Below are 23442 nucleotides of genomic sequence, written 5' to 3' on the forward strand. Positions count from 1 at the left end.
GTTTTCCCCGGCAGAGTTGATGTCGTAGCCGAACATCATCAGAGAGGGACCACAATGACCGCCCCCGCGCCCACCCGCCGACTCACGCGCTCCAATAACGACAAGTGGATCGCCGGTGTCTGCGGCGGCATAGCCGAATACTTCGGCTGGAACGCCAACGTCGTCCGGTTGATCTTCGTCCTGTCCTGCCTGCTCCCGGGACCGCAGTTCGTCGTGTATCTGGTTCTGTGGCTGATCATTCCGAAAAAGTGATCCCCGACAATTAGGGGCTGGGCGCTGCGTCCGGGACTCGCGGATGACACTATGGACCGGTACCCACCGATCGACCGCCGTGTCACCCACACGAGTCCCGAGCAGGAGGAGTCATGATCACCTCAGGTGAATTCCCGGGCATGGATCCCGGCATCGACGCATCCTCTTCGCTGGACGGGCTCGGTGAAGTGGAACTGCACCACCCGACCCAGGACATCGACGGCGACGGCACCCTGGACACCATCACCACCACCGGCCCCGAAGCCATGCAGGTGTGGACCGACTGGGACCACGACGGTATCGCCGACCAGGTCACCGTGGTCGAGAAGGACGGCGATTACTCCGCATGGGAGTTCCATCGGCATCCGGATGGGACGTCGGAGTGGGTGCGGACCGATCAGGGGAAGATCGGGCACTAGCCGCTGAGCAGCCTCGATTCAGCCCGGCCTCGCTCTCGGGGCCGGGCCGCGCTCGTCACATCGAGTAGCCACAGCTCCTTGTCGACTGCATCTCGACGGGTTCCTCTCCACCCGACACCCAATTACACTGTCCGACAACGGCCCCCACAACCCAAACCCTTCGTGGGTACACCCGGCCGCAGGCTGCAATGATCCGCGCGACTCACGTGCGGATCATTGGAACCTGCGGAATCACTCTTCGACCGCGATTGATGCCGTGTGCTGTGGCTGCCGGGTCGACGGCCGGTTGTAGCCGCCGGACCCACCCAGTAAATTTCTGCTGACACCCCGTGCGATGGAACCGAACATGGACCAGCTGCGTCAGAAGAGATAAAGCGGTTATCCGCGCGAATGAGTCGCCGATGGTCGTATCGGGTGCAGCAGGGATGGAGGGGATGGCGTGGCTGAGTCGGACAAGATGGGCGTCAAGACCGGCGAGCTGGGAGCGCTCGGCAGTGACTTCAGACGGTCTGCGAGTGCCGTAAAGGATCAGGCCAAGCGCGTAACTGACCACATGTTCGGTGTAGGCAACGATGAGGCAGGACGAAACTACTCGCAAGAGGGCATCGCCGTGCACAGCGGGTTGGAGCGGATCGACGCATGGCTCGAGAATTGGAGCGACGCGACTACAGCCCTCGGCAACGCACTCGGTGCATCCGTGGTGATCTATTCCGAAATCGATCGGGCGCGTGCTTCAGAGACGGACAAGCAATGATCACGCGAGTAGTAGGTATTCGAACTGGCGGCACAGTATTTCAGGGGGGTTCGGGGCTATGACAGTTCCTTGGCAGGGCAAGGAGATCGACGAGATCCTGACCGAAGGTAATTATGGTCTTCAGTACTGGATAAAGTTCATGCCTCTTTATGAACGGGCATTCGGCGGTAATGGCGGCAAGGGTGATGTCAGTACGATGTTGGCGCTGTATGACGAACAGAAGGGTATGAAGGTCTCGAAGCTGGAGCAGACCGGTGAAGCGTTGAAGACCGCCTTGGCGGAGGCGGACGCTCAGTGGGATGCCCAGCAGGGATACGCGCGTACACTGCCGACACTCTGGACGGGGACTGCTGCGAGTTCCGCGATGGACATGCTGACCAAGCAACTGGCCCAAGCCGACGAAGATCGAAAGCATGCCCGCACGGCCATGAATGTCATAGTGGAAATGACGAGCTCGCTTCGCACGTCGGTTGCCGTGAAGGCATATGTGACGAAGGAACTGCTCGAAGGGCCAGTGGGTGGCAGTAAAGTCGTCAAGATTGATGGCAAGACACCGGAGGACGTCGAGCTCATTATCGATGTCCACGAGGCGCGCGAATGGATAAATGCCGATCAGGTTCGTGACTTGGGGCGGGTGTTCCCAGAAGTCGCTGTTCCCGAGGATAAGATCCATAAGAGTACGCTGGGTTTTATAAACTCTGATAGTCAGAATCTGATGACGGGGGAGTACGGCAAAAAGGCTCATCAGGTGACGGATGACTGGCTTCAAAAGGTTTTCAAGCCAGATTTTGATCGCAAACTGAGTTCATATGTCGAAATCTGTAACACGGTCGATAGTTTCTTCAAGCAGCAGTACAAGAATCTGACCGATGCGATGGCGCAGGTATCCGAACAGTCGTATCCAGCTCCGGAAGAACCGGCCAAGCCGAAGACGACAGAGTCGCCCACCACTACAGAGACACCCACCAGCAAGGAACCGCCGACAACCACTGCGTCCACTACGACGACGCAGTCGGCTGCGACACCGTCCACCGCAACGACGCCGTCCACTACGACGACGCCCACGACCACGAACTCGACCTCCAGCAACCCCCTACAGGGGCTCGCCAGTCTCACGCAATCAGCTTCGCAACTGAGCTCGCTGGCGCAAACCATCAGTCAAGGACTTACTTCGCTCGGTACCTCGATAAAGTCGGGTGTTGACACCGCGATCGAGCAAGTGACCAAGTCTCTCGAGACGAAGACCGAAGATGAGGACGGCGACGACAGGAAGGACAAGTCGATTGTCGAGTTCGATCTCGGTGGGAAGCATATGAAGGTAGAGATCGGGGCGGATGGTCAGCCGAAATTCGTGGTAGTGGACGCGGACGGTAAGACCCATGAATACGGCGTGAAGCTGGATGACAAGGGGAATCCGATCATCTCCACCAATGAGCCCGAAGTCGAAGACCGCGAATCCGCCACGCCCGGCGACCAGCTAGCGCCGGATTCCACCGACAAGCCCGATGAGGGCACTCCGGCGACGAATGAGAACTCTCCCGGTAGCCGAACCGTTCCTGGAGTCCCCTCCGCAGGTAAGCGTGAAGAAGACGGTGAGCACACCCCTCAACCGATGCCGGTCACTGGAAGTCAGGAGGAGGCGGCCGATAGCGGTGCCAGGTTGGCCGAGGCTGGCCCGCTGTGACCCGTTGTCGCTGCACCGTCTCAGCTGTTGATGATCAGGGAGAGTCAACGTGGTGAATTACGTCGAAGAAGCCAGGCGTCTTGCCGAGGAGAATCAGCGGCGAATGGCGATACTGCTGGATGAGGTTCAGGAGATCCAAGCCGACACCGCCAGGGGTGGGCGTGAGTTCTCGGCACGGGCGACCGCCGAGATGGATCGATTCTGGGAGGACCACGCCGAAGAGATAGCGAAGGCTGAGGCAGAGGCAGCGGAGCGGGAGCGGCTCGAAGCTGAAGCGCGGGTCGAGCGGGAACGTCAGGAGACCGAAGCTCGCGAGCAGCGTGAAGCTATAGCGCGTTCGATCGCCGCCCGCAAAGCCCACGACATCGTCACCCCGATCGATGAGGACGATGATCCGGAGTCCGAGTACTACCGTCGCAAGAGTTGGCTGATCTGAGGGAGTGCGTTCCGTCGCACAGCGATTCGGCTAGCGCAACGCTACTTGCGTGCCGAGGTCGCGTCGTTGTCGGGCCGGAGGAAGTATTTGCTGAGGTTGTCGCGGGCGGGTCTGTCGCCTCCGAGCAGCGCCAAGGGCAGCAGTAGCTCAAACCTACAAATCCATGAACCACACCTGCGTCAGCCTGCCGAAAACTCCGGCATCGGCGGGGTGACACCTAGGCCAACAGCCTTGCCGAGGTGATGCGAACGATCGCTTGCAGATGACGCGAACGGCGAATGAGGTCGCGAGCCAGTGAGACCGGCTAGGCCGGTGCGGTCGCAACCCCGTTGAACACTCGCATACCAACCGCCCGTTGACAGTCCGCACCCACAGCCCCTACCGTCTAATCGGAATCGGATTCCGGTTCATTGACTGACTGACCGATAGGACTCCCATGACCGCCCACTGGACCCTCCCGCGAATCCTCGTCGGCGCCGTCCTGCTCAACACCCTCATCGGCCCCCTTCTCGCCGACTTGGTCATCCCTGACATCGCCGACCTTCACCTGCACAACCCCGCATGGCCTCCGCACGCCAAATTCCACGACGCTCAATACATCGGCATGGGCACACTCATCGGCGCGATCGGACTGGTGGTCCTATGGCAGCGATCGGGAAACCTCCGCGCCCAGTTCTTTCTGGCTGCCGCACTCGGATCGGTCACCTGGCTGGCCATGTTCGGCGCGCTGCTGTTCCCTGGCACCGCAGCCCAGGACCCCGAGCACGCGGCCGACGCCACGAAGGTCATCGGTATGGACCCGCAACTATTCATTGCCTTGGTAATGCTGATCGTCTTGGCGCTGGCGATCGTCGTCGAGCGCACTCGCGCACCGATCCGGGGCTAACCTACGGCCAGCAGACAGGGAGATGATGACCGACCGAAAACTCCGCACCGACGCCGCCCGCAATCGTGACCAGGTCCTCGCCACCGCGTCCGCATTGTTCGCCGAACACGGTGACCAGGTGCAGATGGCCGATGTGGCACGCGCCGCAGGGGTCGGGGTCGGCACCATCTACCGGCATTTCCCGACCCGCCGGGCCTTGATCGAGGCAGCTGCGGAACAGCGCTTCGCCGGAATTCTCGAGCATGTGCGCCGCACCTGTCTCCCGAATCCGGATGCCAGGGAGGCGCTGGCCGGTTTCCTCAGTCATGTCGCCGAAGTGCATGAGCAGGGGCGTGCGCTGTCCGGCACCATCGAAGCGGTACTCGGCGATACCGAACCGCGCGGTACGGTACGCGACGATCTGGCCGAACTCGGCGCGGAACTGCTGGTCAGGGGGCGAGCCGATGGCAGTATTCGCGCGGATGCGACCGTCGCCGACCTTTATATGATCGTCGGCGCGGTCGCCACGGTCAGTCGCGACGGATTCGGCGATTGGCGGCGGTTCATCGAGCTCGCGCTCGACGGCCTTCGGCCATGATCACCGACGCAACAGCTGTGCGAGCTGAAGGACCGGGAGCTTCGGCTTCTCCTCCTCGCGCGGCGCTTCCGGATCGACAGCAGTGGTGTGCGGGATAACCGCTTCCGGATCGGAAAACGCGGCATATGTCTTGTCGTGCAACAGTTTGTGCAGCAGATATCCGGTGAGCAGTGCCCGCGTGGTCCGCGCGGTCTTGGACTCGTGCTTGCCCACACCCAACGCGGCCAGCGCGCGACGCCCTTCGACAATGCCGTTATGTGAGGCCCCGTCGACCGCCCGCAATACCGCCGGTCCGGCCCACGCGGCGGTCAGCGGGATCGCGTTCGAGCTCACCGATTCGATATCGGTCGCCCCCGCCACCACCAACGCCGGGGTGTCGATATCGGGGGCGATGGTCTCGGCGGACGGCGCGGTCGGCGCCGGGTAGAGGGCGGCCACTGCGGCGACGCGACGCTGTCCGGCCGCGAGCACCGCGGCGCCCGCACCCATGCCGTGCCCGGCCAACGCCACCCGGTCCGGATGCACGCTGATCGCACCGTCGCCGAGCCGAACACTGGTGCAGATATCGAGCGTGGTGAGCAGATCGGTGGCCAATCCGAGATGTGACGGAATCGGCCCGCGCTCGGTATCTGGGGCGGCGGCCACAAAACCCCAGGACGCGAGGTGTTCGAGCGTGGCCCGATAGTTGGCGGCGCTGGTCAGCCAGCCGTGACCGAAGGCCACCGCGGGTAGATTCAGTCCGGACTCCGGGGTGAACACCACGCCGGGCTGACCGGCGATGGCGAGATTGCCGCGCAGTACGCGGTGGGGCCCCCGGCTGGTCAGGGTGCTCACGAGTGATTTCACAGACGCCGACACGACGTGAACGTTATCCGATAAGTACTCTGATGAGCCATGTGCGGAATCGTGGGATACGTCGGATACCGGGATGCCCTCGGCGTTGTCGTTGACGCGTTGCGCCGCATGGAATATCGAGGATACGACTCGGCGGGTGTCGCGATCCTGGATGGCGCGGGTGTGTTGGCGGTGGAACGCAAGGCGGGCAAACTGGCCAATCTCGAGGCCGAACTCACCGAAATCGGGACCGACCACTTCGCCGGTACCACCGGCATGGGGCATACCCGCTGGGCCACCCACGGCGCGCCGACCGACCGCAATGCCCATCCGCACCGCGACACCAGCAACAAGGTGGCCGTCGTGCACAACGGCATCATCGAGAACTTCGCGCCGCTGCGCCGGGAGCTCGAAGACGCCGGTGTCGAGCTGAGCAGTGATACCGACACCGAGGTCGCTGTGCACCTGGTGTCGCGCGCATACGCCAAGGGACCGACCGCGGGTGATTTCGCGGCTAGCGCACTGGCCGTGCTGCGTCGGCTGGAGGGTGCGTTCACACTGGTCTTCACCCATGCGGACCACCCGGACGTCATTGTCGCCGCGCGCCGCTCGACGCCGCTGGTTGTCGGTGTCGGCAAGGGCGAGATGTTCATCGCCTCCGATGTCACGGCCTTCATCGAGCACACCCGCGAGGCCGTCGAACTCGGCCAGGACCAGGCCGTCGTGATCACCGCCGACACCTATACGGTCACCGATTTCGCGGGCAACGACGCATCGGCACGGACCCGACCGTTCACCATCGACTGGGATCTGGCCGCCGCCGAGAAGGGCGGGCACGACTTCTTCATGCTGAAGGAGATCGAGGAGCAGCCCGCCGGCGTCGCCGACACGCTGATCGGCCACTTCACCCAGGACGAGGCCGGTGGCCGGATCGTGCTGGACGAGCAGCGCCTCGCCGATCAGGAACTGCGTGACTTCGACAAGGTATTCGTCGTCGCCTGCGGCAGCTCCTATCACGCCGGACTGTTGGCCAAGTACGCGATCGAGCACTGGACCCGGCTGCCTGTCGAAGTCGAGCTGGCCAGCGAATTCCGTTACCGCGACCCGGTGCTGGACCGGTCCACGCTGGTGGTGGCGATCTCCCAGTCGGGCGAGACCGCCGACACGCTCGAGGCGGTGCGGCACGCGAAGGAGCAGAAGGCGCGCGTGCTCGCCATCTGCAATACCAATGGCGCGCAGATTCCGCGCGAGTCCGATGCGGTGCTCTATACCCGGACCGGACCGGAGATCGGCGTCGCGTCCACCAAGGCATTCCTGGCGCAGGTGGCCGCGAACTACCTGGTCGGGCTGGCCTTGGCGCAGGCACGCGGCACCAAGTATCCGGATGAGGTGGCGCGCGAGTTCGCTGAACTCGAGGCGATGCCGCACCTGGTGCAGCAGGTGTTGGAGACCGCTCCGCAGGTGCGCGCGATCGCCAGGGAACTGGCGCACGTGCCGACCGTGCTGTTCCTCGGCCGTCACGTCGGCTATCCGGTGGCGTTGGAGGGTGCGCTCAAGCTCAAGGAACTCGCGTACATGCACGCCGAGGGTTTCGCGGCGGGTGAGCTCAAGCACGGTCCGATCGCGCTGATCGAGCAGGGGCTGCCGGTGATCGTCGTCATGCCCTCACCCAAGGGACGCGCGGTGCTGCATTCGAAGCTGCTCAGCAATATCCGTGAGATCCAAGCCCGCGGCGCTCGCACCATCGTCATCGCCGAGGAAGGCGATGACACAGTGCGCCCATTCGCCGACGACCTCATCGAAATCCCTTCGGCACCAACCCTTTTCCAGCCGCTACTGTCGACTGTTCCGCTGCAGATCTTCGCTGCCGAAGTGGCGCAGGCCCGCGGGTACGACATCGACAAGCCGCGCAACCTGGCCAAGTCCGTCACTGTCGAATAGCGAGAAGGCTCGGCTATGTGCTGTCGGCGGGGGAGCTGCGGTGGCTTGCTCGACAGGACGGCGGTGAAACCTTCGACAAGGGCGAGGGCACGGCGGTGAGACCGGAAGTCTGTGCTACGCCGTTGCGACCTGGATGTAGTTCGGCGTGGACAGTCGTGACCGGCGACGATCGATCAGCGCCGCCGGTTACGAGGTTTCAGGACCGGCCAGCCGTGACCAGAGTTTCGGTTGTCTCGCTTGGCGTTTCGGCACCGCGACGTTCGAGATTGCCCGACACGACCGCCAGACACAGCGCGCTCACGACCAGGATGACTCCGACCCAGTTGGGTGAGGTGTACCCGTATCCCGCGGCGATGACGACGCCGCCGAGCCAGGCGGAGATCGCGTTGCCGAGGTTGAAGGCGCCGATATTGAGGGCCGAGGCCAGGGTCGGCGCATTGCCTGCCTGATCGAGGACGCGCTTCTGTAGCGGCGGGACGGTCGCGAAGCCGAGGGCGCCGATCAGGACGACGGTGATGGCGGCCGCGACCTTGTTGTGTGCGGTGAGCGTGAACAGCGCGAGCACCAGCGCGAGGCCGCCGAGGGTGGTGTAGAGCATCGGCATCAAATGGCGGTCGGCGAATTTGCCGCCGATCAGATTGCCGAGGAAGAAGCCGATGCCGAACAGGACAAGCAGCCAGGTGACCGAACTCTCCGCATAGCCGGTGACCTCGGTCATCATCGGTGCGAGGTAGGTGATCGCGGCGAAGACGCCGCCGAAGCCAAGCACGGTCATGGCCATTGCGAGCAGCACCTGCGGGTTGGCGAGCACGGCGAGTTCGTGACGCAGGCGCGCGTCATGAGGTGCGGGCTGTTCGGGCACCAGCACGGTGACGCCGATCAGACCTGCCAGGCCGACCAGTGCGACGAGCAGGAAGGTGAGCCGCCAACCGAACTGCTGGCCGAGCAGCGTACCCAGCGGCACGCCGACGATGGTCGCGACGGTCAGTCCGGTGAACATCATGGCGATCGCACCGGCCTTGCGTTCCGGGCCGACCAGATTTCCGGCGACCACTGATCCGATGCCGAAGAAGGCGCCGTGTGCGAGCGAGGCGACGATGCGTCCGGTCAGCATGAGACCGAAAGTCGGTGCGAGCGCGGACAATACATTGCCCGCGATAAGCAGCAACAGGCTGACGAGCAGCATGCGCTTGCGGGATACCCGGGTGCCGAGCCCGGTCATGATCGGCGCGCCTACCAGCACGCCGAGCGCGTACCCGGTGACCAGCAGACCTGCCGTGGGGATCGACACCGTGTAGGTGTCGGCGATATCGGGCAGCAGTCCGACGACAACGAATTCGGTGGTGCCGATTCCGAAGGCCCCGAGTGTCAGGGCGAGTAGTGCGAGCGGCATGAGCGCGAGCCTCCACGTGATGTTGCGCCTGAGCTTTACAAGCGTCAACAATAATTGCAGACGCTTGTTAATTGCAAACGCGGGCTATTGCGTGCTTCATCTATCCTGGACGTACGACCCCCGACGCGAAGGAACGTCATGACCGCGGATGCCGCCCTGACCGGCCTGGCCGATGGTTGGTACGCACTGTCGCTGCTGCACGATCGGATCGAGGCGCATATCGAACGCGCCCTGCAATCCGGTCACGAGCTGAGCGTGCGCGAGTTTTCGCTGCTCGTCGTGCTCAGCCGCCAGCACGACGGATCCGGCGGTCACCTGCGCATGAATCAAGTCGCCGAAGCCGTGGTGCTCAGCCAGAGTGCGACGACCCGCCTGGTCACCCGCCTCGAAGACCGCGGCCTCCTACAGCGCTACCTTTGCCCCGACGATCGCCGCGGCATCTACACCGACGTCACCGCCGCGGGCCTGGAACTACTGACCCGCGCCCGTCCCACCCACGACACCGCCCTGTCCAGCGCTCTGGGCCAAGCCGCCGCCGACCCTGAACTCGCCCCGCTGGTCGCCGCCGTGGAAGCGATGAACACCAACGCTGCCCGGATTCCGCAGACGTAATCTTTCGTCGGCGCGCCAGTGGCGGACACACTGCCCCTCCCGCTGGTCGCATGTGCCTGCTGCCATGGGGGACAAGTGGTCCGAATCGGCTCAACATGGTGCGCGGGGTTGAACGACGGATGATCCGACCCCCGCGTTCGGCTCGGAACGTGTATCGAGTGTCATGCGCCAGCGGGGTGTGATCGTGGCGGAGACTCCGGGGATCTGACCAGGCTCTACTTCGATGGTGATGGTGCGGCTCAGGATGGGTCGTCTGCGCTCACGCCGGAATGTGTATCGGGCGGCAGATGATGCCCTGCGGTGGTTGGGCCGTGATCGTCGCCGCTGGAGCTGTGCTTGTGGACATCATCTGTTCAACTTCCCATCAGCCCGCTGGGAAGACTGGCCTGACGCTGGTGTGCGGAAATGCCTTCGTGCTCGATCCATCCGAGCGCGATTACCCCTGCGTCCGCGCTTGCTGGGAGCCGGAGAAGGAGCTCGGCTATTCGACGGTGACGGTGCCGCGCATCTGAGGATGCAGGGAGCACAGGTAGCGGTAGGTGCCGGGGGCGAAAAAGGTGTAGCTCCATTCGCCCTTGTCGAAGATCGGGCTATTGATGCCCATGGCCTTATCGCCGATGCCTTGGACGGTGTGTGGGACGGCGTCCTTGAATTTCCAGGTCACGGTCTCGCCGACCTTGACGGTGACATCGGCGGGGGAGAACTTCATATCCGTGACATCGACGGTGACCGCAGCGGTTTTCGGATCGCCGGACTTGGTGGTTGTCGTCGTGTGGCCGGACTTCGCGGTGGTCGATGTGGGGGTCGAGTTCGTATCGCCGGAGCCGCAGCCTGCCAGCAGTACTGTCGCGGCCAGGACGGATCCGGTTGCGATCCGGGTGGACATCGCGTGGCGCACGATCGGCATGACGGCCAAGCGTAGTCTGCTGACGGTGCGGGCCAGCGCAGCGCATGACGTTGCGCTTCGGCGTATCCCCGTACCAGCGGAACCGCAGTGCCCGATCGACGCAGTGGAGGCGAGCGTTCATGTCAAGCCAGCGGGGCTATTTCACCGCAGATGAAGTGCGCGTGGCCGAGGCCGAGCTGTTCACCCGCGTCCCCGAGGGCATGCCGATGCATCGGGCGGCCTACGGATTGGCGACCGTGGTCGCGAGCGAGTTGCGCGCGCGGACCAGTGGCATCGCGGGCAGGTCGGTATTGCTGCTCGTCGGTTCCGGCGATAACGGCGGGGACGTGCTCTGGGCCGGATCGATGCTGCGCCGCCGCGGCGCCGCTGTCACCGCCGTGCTGCTGAATCCGGAACGCGCGCACGCGAAAGGCCTTGCCGCTCTGCGCAAGGCAGGCGGTCGGATTCGAACTGCATCGGATGTTTTGCGTGCCGATGGCGCGAACTACGAAATCAATTCGGCTGCACCCGACCTCGTAATCGACGGTATCGTCGGCATTTCCGGCCGTGGCCCCCTCCGTCCAAGCGCCGCGGAACTCGTTGCCGCTCTGGACGTTCCGATCATCGCAGCCGATCTCCCGAGCGGAGTCGATCCGGACACCGGCGCGATCACCGGCCCTGCTGTCCGCGCTGAGGTCACGGTCGCATTCGGCGCTTATAAGCCGGTGCATGCCTTGGCCGCGCCCTACTGCGGCCGAATCGAATTGGTACCTATCGGTTTACGACTACCCGAACCGAATCTCGCGGCGCTGGAGCCAGCGGAGATCGGTGCGCGGTGGCCGATTCCGGGACCAACCGACGACAAGTACACCCAGGGCGTCACCGGTATCTGTGCGGGCAGCGCGACGTATCCCGGCGCCGCTGTCCTGTGCACCGGCGCCGCCGTCGCGGCCACCTCCGGCATGGTTCGCTACGCCGGAACCGGCTCGGCCGAGGTCCTCGGCCATTTTCCCGAAGTAATTGCCGCCCAGACCATCACGTCCACCGGCCGAGTGCAGTCCTGGGTTTTCGGCCCTGGCGCCGGTACCGAGACCGACGCCCACAAACGACTTGGCGAAATCCTCGCAACCGACCTTCCTGTCGTCGTCGACGCCGACGGCCTGACTTTGCTCGCCGGCGATCCCGACCTGGTCCGCGGCCGCACCGCCCCCACCGTATTGACCCCGCACGCAGGCGAATTCGCCCGCCTGACCGGACAAGAGCTCGGCCAGGACCGGGTAGCCGCCGTCCGCGACCTCGCCGAATCCTGGCAACTGACCGTCCTGCTCAAAGGCCGAGCCACCCTCATCGCCAGCCCCGGTCGCCCCGTACTCGTCAACGAAGCAGGTGGTTCCTGGGCCGCCACCGCCGGTGCGGGTGATGTCCTGTCCGGCATCATCGGCGCCCTCCTCGCCGCGGGCTACGACCCCGCCTGGTCCGCCGCCGCTGCCGCCCGCGTCCACGCCCTCGCCGCCAACCTCGCCGCCCATGAAAACCACCCATCCGCCGCCCCCACCTCCGCATCCCCTCTCCTCAACCACCTGCGTGCGGCAATCCGCACCTTGCGCACGGTTGCGGGGACGTGACGCGCGCTGGCCCACTTTCATTGCCGCCTCGATGGCCTCGCGGTATGCGCTGGTCCCGGCGTCCGGCGTCCGGCGTCCGGCGTCCGGCGTCCGGCGTCCGGCGTCCGGCGTCCGGCGTCCGGGGACAGGCGTCCGGCGTCCGGCGTCCGGCGTCCGGCGTCCGGGGACAGGCGTCCGGCGTCCGGCGTCCGGCGTCCGGCGTCCGGGGACAGGCGACCGGCGTCCGGCGTCCGGCGTCCGGGGACAGGCAACCGGCGTCCGGCGACCAGGAAAGGCAACCGGCGTCCGGCGACCGGGACAGGCGACCGGCGTCCGGGAGAGGCGTCCGGCGACGGGGACAGGCAACCGGCGACCGGGAACGGGACAGGCAGCCAGGAACGGGACAGGCAGCCGGGAACGGTGGGACAGGCAGCCGGGAACGGGGCCGGCGACTGGCAACAACGGCGTCCATGCCTTCGCCGCCCATGAGAACCACATCTCCGTGTCTTCTCTCCTCGACCATCTGCGTGCGGCAATCCGCACCTTGCGCGCGGTTGCGGGGAAATGGCGCGCGCTGGCCCGGCCCGCGCCTTCATTGCCGCATCGGCGACCCCGGCGAGATGCACGGGTCTCGGCAACCGCAACCGGCGGCCTCTATGCCTTCGCCGCCCTGAGAACCCCCACCTCCGCGTCTGCTCTCACTCGACCACCTTCGTGCGGCAATCCCACCTCACCCACGCTCGACACGAAGTGACGTGCGCTGCCCTGGACGCCACTTCGACGACCCACCAGACGCGCTGGTCTCGGTAACCGTGCGGCCGTTCGCGTTCTACCTGCGCTCGCCGCCAACTGCCGCTGCCGCCTCGTCATCACGCGTCGTGCGCGCCCTCTCCGCTTGGACATGAACCGACGCCCTCGCGCGAGCCAGGCGCCGAATGGCAGGATCACTAAGCGTGGAGGCGCAAGTGGAGACGGTTATCGATCTGGATGCCATTGCCCACAACGTGCGGGTCCTGCGTGAATATGCGGGGGATGCGGCGGTGATGGCGGTGGTCAAGGCCGACGGCTACAACCACGGCGCTGTTGAGGTGGGGTGGGCCGCGTTGGTGGCAGGGGCGGCCGAACTCGGGGTCACCACGGTCGCCGAGGCGGTGCAGTTGCGCACCGCCGGGATCACCGCGCCGATCCTGTGTTGGCTCAATAATTCCGATGCCGACTTCGGCGCCGCGATCGAGCACGATATCGAGATCGGTGTCTCCTCGCTTGATCATCTGCGTGCGATCGAGGCCGCGGCGCGCGCAACCGGTCGAACCGCGGTCGTCTCGCTCAAGGTCGACACCGGCCTCAACCGCAACGGCATAGCACCGACCGAGTACCCGGCGGTGCTGGCGGCCCTGCGCACGCTGGTGGACGAACAGTTGGTGCGGTTCCGCGCGATCTTCTCCCACCTCGCACACGCCGACGAGCCGGAACACCCCTTCCTCGACGTCCAGCGCGACCGATTCGTCGAGGCCATCGCCGCCGCCAAGGAGCACGGCCTCGAACCGGAACTGGTCCACCTCGCGAACTCGGCTGCCACGGTCACCCGCCCGGATTTGGCGTTCGATATGGTTCGGCCCGGAATCGCGATGTACGGACTGACCCCGATACCCGAACTCGGTGAGTTCGGTCTGCGCCCAGCGATGACTTTTCAAGCGCGGGTCGCCTTGGTCAAGCAGGTCGCTGCTGGTGAGGGCGTTTCCTACGGCCACAAGTGGATCGCTCCACACGACACCACCGTCGCCCTCATCCCGGCCGGATACGCCGACGGTGTGTTCCGCCCGTTGAGCAACCGCTTCGCGGTGTGGCTCGGCGGCGCGTTGCGCCCCAATGTGGGGCGCATCTGCATGGACCAGTTCGTCGTCGATCTGGGTGACAATGCCGCGGGCGTCACCGAGGGCGACACCGCGATCATGTTCGGCGCGGACCAGCCGCGCGCCCAGGACTGGGCCGATCTGCTCGGCACCATCCACTATGAGATCGTGTGCTCTCCCCACGGCCGGGTGCTACGGCGCCACATAGGGGGAATCCGATGAGATCAGTCGTCCGCGGCGGACTGGCAACCGCTGGTGTGGTCGGCGCGCTGGCCAGTGCCCACGCTTTGCGCCGCGCCGGTGCCCGCGTGCTCTGGCCCGCTCGCGTCGATGAGTACCGCGACGAGAACTTCGCCCTGCTGGACGAGGACCGCTCAGGTGCGGTGGTCACCGAAGACGGTGTGTGCCTGGCCACCCGGGAATGCGGTCCGCCCAATGCGCCCGTCACGGTGATCTTCGTGCACGGCTTCTGCAACTCCATGGCGTCCTATCACTTCCAGCGCCGTGACTTGGAACAGCGGTGGGGCACAAGCGCTCGCTTGGTCTTCTTCGATCTGCGCGGTCATGGCCGCTCCGGCACCCCGACCACCGACAGCTGCACCGTCGCCCAGCTCGGTCGCGATCTGGCGGCCGTCATCGAGGCGACCACTCCGACCGGTCCGGTGGTCCTGGTGGGTCATTCGCTCGGCGGCATGGCGGTACTTGCCGCGGCGGCACAGTTCCCGGAATTGTTCGCGGCGCGGGTGATCGGCGTCGGTCTGCTCTCGACCGCCGCCGCCGAGGTCACCTCGGCGGGCATCGCGCAACTGCTGCGTAACCCGGCCGTCGACGGCTTCCGCTTGGCCGTGCATACCGCTCCGGCATTGGTTCAGGCCGGGCGCAGCACCGTCCGGCATGTGATCACGCCGATACTGCACGTCAGTTCGTTTCATGGGCACGTCAGCCCCACTCTTTCCCGCTTCACCACGCTCATGATCGACCGCACACCCGTCGAAACGATCGTGAAGTTCCTGAAGGCGATCGAACTGCACGATGAATCGGCCGCACTGCCGACGCTCGCGGGACTGCCGGTGCTGGTAGTCGGTGGCGCGCACGATGTCGTCATCCCGTTCCGCAATTCACGGGCGCTGGCACGCGAATTGCCCGATAGCGAACTCGTCCGCCTCGATGAGGCCGCCCACATGCCGCATATGCAGTTCCCGGATATCGTCAACGCCGCACTCGACCGCCTGCTCATGCGGGCGGGCGTGATCGAGGACACCCCCTCAATCGCGGAGGTCGCCGGTGGCTGAACGGCAGCAACGGATTCTGCCCACGGTCGCCGACACCGAGGCCTTCGGTCGCGAACTCGCCGCCGGACTGGGGGCGGGTGATCTGGTAGTACTCGACGGTCCGCTCGGTGCGGGCAAAACCGCCCTGACTCGCGGCATCGCCGAGGGCCTCGGTGTGCAGGGCCGGGTCAGTTCGCCGACCTTCATCATCGCCCGCCAGCACCGGGCAGGACAGCGCCAGGGCGCAGCACCGGTGCCGCTGGTGCATGTGGATGCCTACCGACTCGCCGGTGATCTGGACGAACTGGACGCCCTGGACCTCGATACCGATCTGCATCAGGCGGTCGTGGTGGTCGAGTGGGGCAAGGGTGTCGTGGAACACCTCGCTGAGCGACACCTGTATGTGCTGCTCGCGCGCGAACCGAATTCCGAAGTCCGCACCGCGATCTGGGAATGGGTCGGTTAGCTCGCCAGATGGCGGATCGTCCGGGTGCCGTAACGACCGAGTAGCTCCGCACCGCGCGCAGGTACCACCCGGTATCGTTGGGCCAATCATGCTTGTACTAGCCGTCGACACCGCGACACCCGCCGTAACAGCGGGATTGGTGGAACTGGAGCAGGCCGCATCCGGCAACCTCGCCCCAGCGCGGGTGCACACCGTCGCCGCTCGCGTCCGGGTCGACGCCCGCGCCCACGCCGAGGTGCTCACCCCGCAAATCCTCGAATGCCTCTCGGAGGCAGATCGTTCCAGAGCCGATATAGAGGCCGTCGTGGTCGGCATCGGGCCGGGTCCGTTCACCGGACTGCGGGTCGGCATGGCGACCGCCGCCGCCTTCGGTGACGCGCTCGGCATCCCGGTCTACGGTGTCTGCAGCCTCGATGCGATCGCCGCCGACGCGGTGCTCGAACCCTCCCTGCTGCCCGACATCACACCTGAGAGCGAACTGCTCGTTGTCACCGACGCGCGCCGTCGCGAGGTGTACTGGGCTCGCTACCGTGACGGATATCGCATCGAGGGCCCGGAGGTGAGCAAGCCAGGTGACCTGGATCCCGTGCAGGCCACCATGGTCGCCGGATCCGCCTCGCACGTCGACTTGTTCGACCTGCCCGTGCTCCCGGTCGAGACTCCGTCGCCCGCCGGTCTGGTTCGGGTCGCGGCTGCCGAACTGCTGGCGCGCACCGCGCCGGCACCATTGATCCCGCTGTACTTGCGCAGACCGGATGCGGTCGAACGGAGTTATCGCGCGCTCGACCGGACGGGAGCGTGACGGCCGTGCAGCCGAGCAGACCCGTGATTCGCATCGAGCCCATGGACGTTGCGGATATCGAGCGCTGTGTCCAACTCGAGCAGCTGTTGTTCCCGGAGGACGATCCGTGGCAGGCGGTGTCGTTCCGCTCGGAACTGGCCGGGCCGCACAACCGCTATATCGTCGCGCGCGACGAGGCCGGGCGGATGGTCGGCTATGCGGGTATCGCGCTGCTCGGTGATGCCGAACATCCCGAGGCCGAAGTGCATACCATCGGCGTCGATCCCGGCTGTCATCGCGGCGGTATCGGCACGATGTTGCTCGAGGCGCTACTCGCCGAGGCCGCTGAGCGCGGCGGTCCGGTCTTCCTCGAGGTGCGCACCGACAACGCCCCCGCCATCGCGCTCTACGCCAAGCACGGCTTCCACATCATCGGCCTGCGTAAAAACTACTACCACCCCAGCGGCGCCGACGCCTACACCATGCGCAGACCGGAACTAGCCGCAAACCCGGCCTGGGGCCCGCGGCCGGCTGAATCGGCACAACCGAACGAGGTGCTGTCGTGATCGTGATGGGCATCGAAAGTTCCTGCGACGAAACGGGAGTCGGCATTGTGCGCCGGCACCCCGACGGGACCTGCGAACTACTCGCCGACGAGGTCGCCTCCAGCGTCGAACAACACGCCCGCTTCGGCGGCGTAGTCCCGGAGATCGCGTCGCGCGCACACCTCGAGGCCATCGTGCCCGCGATGCGCCGAGCACTGGCCGCTGCGGGCATCAGCAAGCCCGACGCGCTCGCGGTGACCATCGGACCAGGGCTGGCCGGTGCGCTGCTGGTCGGCGTCGCGGCCGCGAAAGCCTATGCGGCAGCGTGGGATGTGCCGTTCTACGCACTGAATCATCTCGGCGGACACGTCGCGGTGGACACTCTCGAACACGGCCCGATGCCGCCGTGCGCCGCGCTGCTGGTCTCCGGCGGGCACACGCATCTGCTGCACGTGACGGATCTATCCGAGCCGATCGTCGAACTCGGCAGCACCGTCGACGACGCCGCGGGCGAAGCCTTCGACAAGGTCGCCCGGCTACTCGGCCTCGGCTTCCCGGGCGGACCCGCGCTGGATGCCGCTGCGGCACACGGCGATCCGAAGGCCATCGCCTTCCCGCGCGGCATGACCGGCCCGCGCGACCCCCGCTACGACTTTTCCTTCTCCGGTCTCAAAACCGCCGTCGCCCGCTACGTCGAGGCGGCCCAGTGCAACGGCTTCACCGCCGATGAACTGCCGATACCGGATATCGCGGCATCGTTCCAGGAATCGGTCGCCGACGTACTCACCATGAAGGCAGTCCGCGCGGCCCGGGACGTCGGCGTCGACACCTTGGTCCTCGGCGGCGGTGCCACCGCCAACTCCCGGATCCGCTCGATGGCCGAAGAGCGCTGCGCCGCAGCCGGATTGCGCCTGCGCGTCCCCAAACCCCGCCTGTGCACCGACAACGGCGTCATGATCGCCGCCCTCGGCGCCCACGTAATCGCCGCCGGCGCCCCCCCATCCCCCCTAACCGTCGCCACCGACCCCGGCCTCCCCGTCTCCATAAGCCAACTCGCCTAACCCCCACGCAATCAAGATCAGGTGACACTGGTGGAGGTAGTCTCTCGCGTTTTGCCGCCGTAGTTTCCACATGATCATTTGTCCAGCCAGACTCGACTGGTGTTTGGCTTGGTCTCTCGGCGCGGATGGTCATTCCCTGCGGGCGGCGGGGTGTGTCCTTGGGGCCGGACCTGTTGTCTTGCTTGGTCCCTGGAGCCGGATGATCTTGCCGCCTGCCCCACGGAGTGCGTCCTCTGTGGTCGGGTCCGACCTACTGGCTGGCATGGCCCCTGGGCCCGGATGGTCTTTCCTTGTGGCCGGCGGGGCGCGTCTTCTGTCCTTGGGCCCGGATGGCCTCTCCCCGCGTCCCACTGAGCGCGCCATCAGCCTCGTACCCTGGCTCGCTCCCTCGCCCCGGATCGTCCCGGAGTAGCGTCTTCAGTCCTCAGGCCTGACCAACAGCCCGCCTTGCCCCGCGCTCGATCCTGAATCCGCCTTGGGCGGGAACGGGATTCGGGACTGCGCGGGTGTCTGTGTCGGCCCCGATTGAGGCGATGACGCCGGACCGCGGTCCTGGCCCGATGACCCCGCACCCGGCGAGTTCGGATTTCCGAACAGTGGCCCGAGTAACTCGGGGAACGGGATCGGCGGCAGGTTCGGGTCCGGGCGCAGCGTCGGCGCGGAGGGGGTCCCGCCAGGTGACGTGGCGGTCGAGGTGGCCGGTTGGCTGCGGTCCGGAGTGAGCGAGGGGATAGTGGCGCCGGAGGGCCGGTTGGTGCTCTCCCGGTTCGGGCCGGTGGGCGACGTACCCGTACTCGGTGGCGCCACGGTCACCGGCGCCGTGGGTAGTTGGGCACTGCTGGTGGTGCCCGCGGGGGAGATCTCGTCGTCCCCGGTCGGCGCGAAGGTCTTCACCCCATAGCCGATGACCAGCCCGACCACCACGATCGCACCCGCCAGCGTGCCGACGACCTTGGTGAAGGTACCGACCGGCGCGTCGGCGGCACCGACCACCGGAAAAACCGATGGCTGTACCGAATCCGCGACCAGCGCGGCGCCTTTCGCGATCACCGCCTCCGGATCGTCGATGGTGTGCACCGGAATGTCCAGATCGTGTTCGAGGGTGGATAGGACGGCCGGAATATTGGCCCCGCCGCCGATCACGATTACGGCCTCTGGCGATTTCGGGGCCCGCGCGAATACCGCGGCGGCGAAGACGGCGGTCTCGCGCAACAGCTCCGAGATCAGTTCCTCGAAGTCGGCCCTGGTCAGCTTGAGCGGTTGCCCGGCGACGTGATCGATGGTCACGGCGGGCGCGATCGATAGATGTTCCTTGGCGGCGCGGCCGCGATTGGTGAGCATGCCCCGGTTGGGTCGGGTGCCGCGCCGGGCGTAGTGCAGATCGACAAGATGGTGATAGATCAGCTCGTCGATGGCGTTGCCACTGACCGCGGCGGTGCGTTCGGTGCGCAGGATGGTGGAGTCGGCTTGGTCGGCCACGGTGATGCTGAGACCGGTCGCGCCCAGATCGACGATGGCGACGGTGTCGTAGCGATCCACGAGTCCGGTGTGCCGCAAATAGGTAAGTGCGGCAGTACCTTCCGGCACCAGCCGCAGATCGCGCTGTTTGCCGGTGGCCGCCCGGATCACCTGCGCCTGCTCTTTGCTGCGGTAAGCGACCGCGACGCTGGTGGGCGGGCGACCGGCGGCGGAATCGACACCGATCGATTTCGCACCGGCGAAGCGCGCACCGACCGGTTGTGCCGGAAACGCCACGTCATAGGAGAGCTGCGTGGTCGGAAGTTGGGTGGTCATCAGCTCGATCGAGGACGCCACGAGATCGCCGAGATCGGAATGGGCCGCGTCCGCGGAAACGACTCGGTAATCGAAACTCTGCGCGCCGTTGGACGCGGTAGCGACCAGCGCCGAGCACACGACCTCGTTACCGGCCGATATGCCGAGGGATGTTCGCATGTCACCTCCCTTCGAGCGGATGGTCATGGTGTCGCCGACCATCTCGAATGGACAGCCGGACAGCTCGCGTGGATGGCGAGCGATCCGGACGCGGGACCGGGCCGACCCATTGTCCGGATGGGTCGCTGGGACGGCCTTGGATCACGTGTGGTCTTGCCCTCTGGTGAAGCTTCTTGTGGAAACGCTGGTGTTGTGACGCTGGTTCGAACTCGGTACTGACGCTGATCTTGCTCTTGCGAGCGGGTATTGCTCTGTAGCGCTTGGTGTTTCGTGACGCTTGGTGCTCCCCCACGGCGCTGGTTCGTGACGAACACGGCGAGCGGAGCACGACCCGTCGTCAATACTGTCACAATCCGTTATCCGAACGTTACAGATTTGCCGAAGTCTTGGGAAGCCCTCAGACATCTGGGCGTGGCGTGGCGCACGCGTGTCGGAAAAACGACGCGAATGCCGGGAACCAACGGTTTTGGCACAGTCCAACCTTGAGCGCTGGCACTCTCATGTATAGAGTGCTAGTCGGCACTGTGTGATGTGCGTGTGCCAGTTCGACTACTGAGCAGGGGTCCCGGCACCCGCGACGACGGGGCTGATGCGCAGGGTCGAGTTCGAGTGGCCGGCGATTGCATGCGGGGCGCTCGATACAACACCGATACCGATGGTCCGGGACAACAGTTCCGGACGACCGTAAATCCCCTGAAAGTGGAGGGCTCAACGTGGCGAGCGTGAACATCAAGCCGCTCGAGGACAAGATCCTCGTCCAGGCCAACGAGGCCGAGACGACGACGGCCTCCGGCCTGGTCATCCCCGACACGGCGAAGGAGAAGCCGCAGGAGGGCACCGTCATCGCCGTCGGCGAAGGACGCGTCACCGACAAGGGTGACCGCATCCCGGTCGACGTCAAGGAAGGCGACGTCGTCATCTACAGCAAGTACGGCGGCACCGAGATCAAGTACCAGGGCGAGGAATACCTCATCCTGTCGGCGCGCGACATCCTGGCCGTCGTCACCAAGTAGCCGATAGGCACATGCGTTCCGCCCCGGTGTCTTTCGCGACCCGGGGCGGAGTGCGTTCGGCCCAGAACACACAGGAGCTGACAAACACATGGCAAAGCAGATCGAGTTCGACGAGAAGGCTCGTCGTGCTCTCGAGCGCGGCGTCGACAAGCTCGCCGACGCGGTGAAGGTCACCCTCGGGCCGCGTGGTCGCCACGTCGTGCTCGCGAAGGCTTTCGGCGGCCCGACCGTAACCAACGACGGCGTCACCATCGCGCGCGATATCGACCTCGAGGACCCCTTCGAGAACCTCGGCGCGCAGCTGGTCAAGAGCGTCGCGACCAAGACCAACGATGTCGCCGGTGACGGCACGACCACCGCCACCGTGCTGGCCCAGGCGCTGGTGCGTGCGGGTCTGAAGAACGTTGCGGCTGGCGCGAATCCGATCGCGGTCGGTTCGGGCATCGCCAAGGCCGCCGACGCGGTCTCCGAGGCGCTGCTCGCGCTGGCCACCCCGGTCTCCGGTGAGCAGGCCATCGCACAGGTCGCCACCGTCTCCTCGCGCGACGAGGAGATCGGCGAAATGGTCGGCAAGGCGCTGACCACCGTCGGCAAGGACGGCGTCGTCACCGTCGAGGAGTCCTCGACGCTGCAGACCGAACTCGTCGTCACCGAGGGCGTGCAGTTCGACAAGGGCTACCTCTCGCCCTACTTCGTCACCGATGCCGACAGCCAGCAGGCTGTCCTCGAGGACGCCTACATCCTGCTGAACCGGGAGAAGATCAGCTCGCTGCCCGATCTGCTTCCGTTGCTGGAGAAGATCGCCGAATCCGGCAAGCCGGTGCTGATCATCGCCGAGGACGTCGAGGGCGAGGCGCTGTCCACCTTGGTGGTCAACTCGATCCGCAAGACCCTCAAGGCCGTTGCGGTGAAGGCCCCGTTCTTCGGTGACCGGCGCAAGGCCTTCCTCGACGACCTCGCCGTCGTCACCGCCGGCACCGTGGTCAACCCAGATCTGGGTATCTCACTGCGCGAGGCGGGCATCGAGGTGCTCGGCAAGGCGCGTCGCGTGGTCGTTACCAAGGACGACACCACGATCATCGACGGGGCGGGCACCGCCGAGGACATCGCGGCCCGTGGCGCACAGCTGCGGCGCGAGATCGAGGCCACCGATTCGGATTGGGATCGGGAGAAGCTCGAGGAGCGTCTGGCCAAGCTGGCCGGCGGCGTCGCGGTGATCAAGGTCGGCGCGGCCACCGAGACCGCGCTCAAGGAGCGCAAGTACCGGGTCGAGGACGCGGTGAGCGCGGCCAAGGCCGCCGTCGACGAGGGCATCGTCCCCGGTGGTGGCACCGCCCTGGTGCACGCCGCTGCCAAGCTCGTCGAACTGCGCGACTCGCTCTCCGGTGACGAGGCGATCGGCGTCGAGGCGGTGCGTACCGCACTGCGGGCGCCGCTGTACTGGATCGCCACCAACGCGGGCGTGGACGGTTCCGTGGTGGTCAGCAAGGTGGCCGAGGGCAAGGAGGGCTTCAATGCCGCCACCCTCACCTACGGTGATCTGCTCACCGACGGTGTCGTCGACCCGGTGAAGGTGACCCGTTCCGCGGTCGTGAACGCCGCGTCGGTGGCCCGGATGATCCTCACCACCGAGAGCGCCGTGGTCGACAAGCCCGCCGAAGAGGAGCATGACCACAGCCACCACGGTCACGCGCACTGAGCGCAGGCCGAAGGCAAAAGGCCCCCGGGACCGAAGCGTCCCGGGGGCCTTGTTTGTGAACAATATGAACGCAATGCCGCGCAAGAAGTCGAAAAATATCAATCGCGGCTCTCTCTGACCTTTACCGATCGGCGGGTGCCGCCGAAGTTTCGCCGCGGACCGGCGGACTGTCTCGAGCCGATTCTGGGCGTACCCGACGAGTTACCCATGGGGCAGCGAACGGTTGTTCCGTCGGCAGTGGTGACGTGGATCGGCCGTATGGGAGAAATTTACGAGGCGACCGGTGGCTGCTCAGCGGCGATGGCGGCGAGCAATCTGGTGCGCAGGGCGGCGGGCGGCTCGGCCGCCGTCGCCTCCGCGAGAGTGGCGAGGACTTCGGCCGTCTGCTGGACCTCGGTCACGAATTCCGCGTGTAGTGCGGGGTCCTCGCCGTCGAGCACTTCCTGTACCGCATTGTGGTCTTCGTCGTCGATCGATCCGAGCGCGACGGCGTGCGCGAGATCGATCCGGGCTTCGTTCATC

General features: G+C 65.8%; 23 protein-coding genes. 18 read left to right on the forward strand and 5 right to left on the reverse strand.

Going from position 1 to position 23442, the window contains the following annotated elements; all coding sequences use genetic code 11:
- Window positions 1–54: 54 nt before the first annotated feature.
- From ACQP2U_RS04765 to ACQP2U_RS04795, 7 genes are all read left to right on the forward strand, one after another.
- Entirely contained in the window at window positions 55–252 is a 198-nt protein-coding gene (locus ACQP2U_RS04765; RefSeq protein ID WP_433713569.1) for a PspC domain-containing protein, read from the forward strand.
- Window positions 253–365: 113 nt separating this feature from the next.
- Entirely contained in the window at window positions 366–671 is a 306-nt protein-coding gene (locus ACQP2U_RS04770) for a DUF6802 family protein (protein WP_397031580.1), read from the forward strand.
- A gap of 439 nt (window positions 672–1110) precedes the next feature.
- Complete coding sequence (locus tag ACQP2U_RS04775; RefSeq protein WP_433713570.1) at window positions 1111–1425, forward strand: hypothetical protein; 315 nt, start codon at window positions 1111–1113, stop codon at window positions 1423–1425.
- 58 nt (window positions 1426–1483) lie between these two features.
- Window positions 1484–3109, forward strand: a complete 1626-nt coding sequence (locus tag ACQP2U_RS04780; protein ID WP_433713571.1) for a hypothetical protein — start codon at window positions 1484–1486, stop codon at window positions 3107–3109.
- A 49-nt stretch (window positions 3110–3158) separates the two neighbouring features.
- Window positions 3159–3545, forward strand: coding sequence for a hypothetical protein (locus ACQP2U_RS04785; protein ID WP_397031586.1), 387 nt, complete (start codon window positions 3159–3161; stop codon window positions 3543–3545).
- 436 nt (window positions 3546–3981) lie between these two features.
- Complete coding sequence (locus ACQP2U_RS04790; protein WP_433713572.1) at window positions 3982–4431, forward strand: DUF6640 family protein; 450 nt, start codon at window positions 3982–3984, stop codon at window positions 4429–4431.
- 22 nt (window positions 4432–4453) lie between these two features.
- Complete coding sequence (locus ACQP2U_RS04795; RefSeq protein WP_433713573.1) at window positions 4454–5008, forward strand: TetR/AcrR family transcriptional regulator; 555 nt, start codon at window positions 4454–4456, stop codon at window positions 5006–5008.
- Here the strand turns inward: ACQP2U_RS04795 and ACQP2U_RS04800 are convergent, their stop codons facing one another.
- The gene (locus ACQP2U_RS04800) at window positions 5009–5866 is read right to left on the reverse strand and encodes a dienelactone hydrolase family protein (protein WP_433713574.1); all 858 of its coding nucleotides are present in this window, start codon (window positions 5864–5866) and stop codon (window positions 5009–5011) included.
- Between the two features lie 36 nt (window positions 5867–5902).
- Between ACQP2U_RS04800 and glmS the strand changes: the two genes are divergently transcribed.
- A complete protein-coding gene (gene glmS / locus ACQP2U_RS04805; RefSeq protein WP_397031594.1) occupies window positions 5903–7783 on the forward strand; it encodes a glutamine--fructose-6-phosphate transaminase (isomerizing) in 1881 nt (626 codons plus the stop codon).
- Window positions 7784–7979: 196 nt separating this feature from the next.
- Here the strand turns inward: glmS and ACQP2U_RS04810 are convergent, their stop codons facing one another.
- Window positions 7980–9176 carry an MFS transporter gene (locus tag ACQP2U_RS04810; protein WP_433713575.1) on the reverse strand — a complete coding sequence of 399 codons (1197 nt, stop codon included), beginning with the start codon at window positions 9174–9176 and terminating at the stop codon, window positions 7980–7982.
- Window positions 9177–9314: 138 nt separating this feature from the next.
- On the opposite strand from ACQP2U_RS04810, the gene ACQP2U_RS04815 reads away from it, so the two are divergent.
- Window positions 9315–9788: a MarR family winged helix-turn-helix transcriptional regulator gene (locus ACQP2U_RS04815; protein ID WP_433713576.1), complete on the forward strand. Its 474-nt coding sequence runs from the start codon at window positions 9315–9317 to the stop codon at window positions 9786–9788.
- A gap of 481 nt (window positions 9789–10269) precedes the next feature.
- On the opposite strand, the gene ACQP2U_RS04820 is transcribed toward ACQP2U_RS04815, so the two are convergent.
- Complete coding sequence (locus tag ACQP2U_RS04820) at window positions 10270–10695, reverse strand: plastocyanin/azurin family copper-binding protein (protein ID WP_433713577.1); 426 nt, start codon at window positions 10693–10695, stop codon at window positions 10270–10272.
- Window positions 10696–10814: 119 nt separating this feature from the next.
- Between ACQP2U_RS04820 and ACQP2U_RS04825 the strand changes: the two genes are divergently transcribed.
- The 7 genes from ACQP2U_RS04825 to tsaD all read left to right on the forward strand — a co-directional run bounded on the left by ACQP2U_RS04825 (window position 10815) and on the right by tsaD (window position 18255).
- Window positions 10815–12299, forward strand: a complete 1485-nt coding sequence (locus ACQP2U_RS04825; protein ID WP_433713578.1) for an NAD(P)H-hydrate dehydratase — start codon at window positions 10815–10817, stop codon at window positions 12297–12299.
- Between the two features lie 914 nt (window positions 12300–13213).
- Window positions 13214–14353 carry an alanine racemase gene (gene alr / locus ACQP2U_RS04830; protein ID WP_433713579.1) on the forward strand — a complete coding sequence of 380 codons (1140 nt, stop codon included), beginning with the start codon at window positions 13214–13216 and terminating at the stop codon, window positions 14351–14353.
- Complete coding sequence (locus ACQP2U_RS04835) at window positions 14350–15423, forward strand: alpha/beta fold hydrolase (RefSeq protein WP_433713580.1); 1074 nt, start codon at window positions 14350–14352, stop codon at window positions 15421–15423. The genes alr and ACQP2U_RS04835 overlap by 4 nt, the downstream gene beginning before the upstream one ends.
- Complete coding sequence (gene tsaE / locus ACQP2U_RS04840; RefSeq protein ID WP_433713581.1) at window positions 15416–15868, forward strand: tRNA (adenosine(37)-N6)-threonylcarbamoyltransferase complex ATPase subunit type 1 TsaE; 453 nt, start codon at window positions 15416–15418, stop codon at window positions 15866–15868. The genes ACQP2U_RS04835 and tsaE overlap by 8 nt, the downstream gene beginning before the upstream one ends.
- An 88-nt stretch (window positions 15869–15956) precedes the next feature.
- The gene (gene tsaB / locus ACQP2U_RS04845) at window positions 15957–16670 is read left to right on the forward strand and encodes a tRNA (adenosine(37)-N6)-threonylcarbamoyltransferase complex dimerization subunit type 1 TsaB (protein ID WP_433713582.1); all 714 of its coding nucleotides are present in this window, start codon (window positions 15957–15959) and stop codon (window positions 16668–16670) included.
- A gap of 41 nt (window positions 16671–16711) precedes the next feature.
- A complete protein-coding gene (rimI, locus tag ACQP2U_RS04850; protein WP_397031606.1) occupies window positions 16712–17215 on the forward strand; it encodes a ribosomal protein S18-alanine N-acetyltransferase in 504 nt (167 codons plus the stop codon).
- On the forward strand, window positions 17212–18255 hold the full coding sequence (gene tsaD / locus ACQP2U_RS04855; protein ID WP_433713583.1) for a tRNA (adenosine(37)-N6)-threonylcarbamoyltransferase complex transferase subunit TsaD: 1044 nt from the start codon (window positions 17212–17214) through the stop codon (window positions 18253–18255). The genes rimI and tsaD overlap by 4 nt, the downstream gene beginning before the upstream one ends.
- 417 nt (window positions 18256–18672) lie before the next feature.
- On the opposite strand, the gene ACQP2U_RS04860 is transcribed toward tsaD, so the two are convergent.
- Entirely contained in the window at window positions 18673–20208 is a 1536-nt protein-coding gene (locus ACQP2U_RS04860) for an Hsp70 family protein (protein WP_433713584.1), read from the reverse strand.
- Window positions 20209–20921: 713 nt separating this feature from the next.
- On the opposite strand from ACQP2U_RS04860, the gene groES reads away from it, so the two are divergent.
- Window positions 20922–21221 carry a co-chaperone GroES gene (gene groES, locus ACQP2U_RS04865; RefSeq protein WP_040686722.1) on the forward strand — a complete coding sequence of 100 codons (300 nt, stop codon included), beginning with the start codon at window positions 20922–20924 and terminating at the stop codon, window positions 21219–21221.
- A gap of 88 nt (window positions 21222–21309) precedes the next feature.
- Window positions 21310–22920, forward strand: coding sequence for a chaperonin GroEL (groL, locus tag ACQP2U_RS04870; RefSeq protein ID WP_433713585.1), 1611 nt, complete (start codon window positions 21310–21312; stop codon window positions 22918–22920).
- Between the two features lie 269 nt (window positions 22921–23189).
- Here the strand turns inward: groL and ACQP2U_RS04875 are convergent, their stop codons facing one another.
- On the reverse strand, window positions 23190–23441 hold the full coding sequence (locus ACQP2U_RS04875) for an RskA family anti-sigma factor (RefSeq protein WP_397031613.1): 252 nt from the start codon (window positions 23439–23441) through the stop codon (window positions 23190–23192).
- Window position 23442 lies beyond the last annotated feature (1 nt).

The sequence above is a fragment of the Nocardia sp. CA-084685 genome (assembly GCF_050955785.1).
In the GTDB taxonomy this organism is placed as follows: domain Bacteria; phylum Actinomycetota; class Actinomycetes; order Mycobacteriales; family Mycobacteriaceae; genus Nocardia.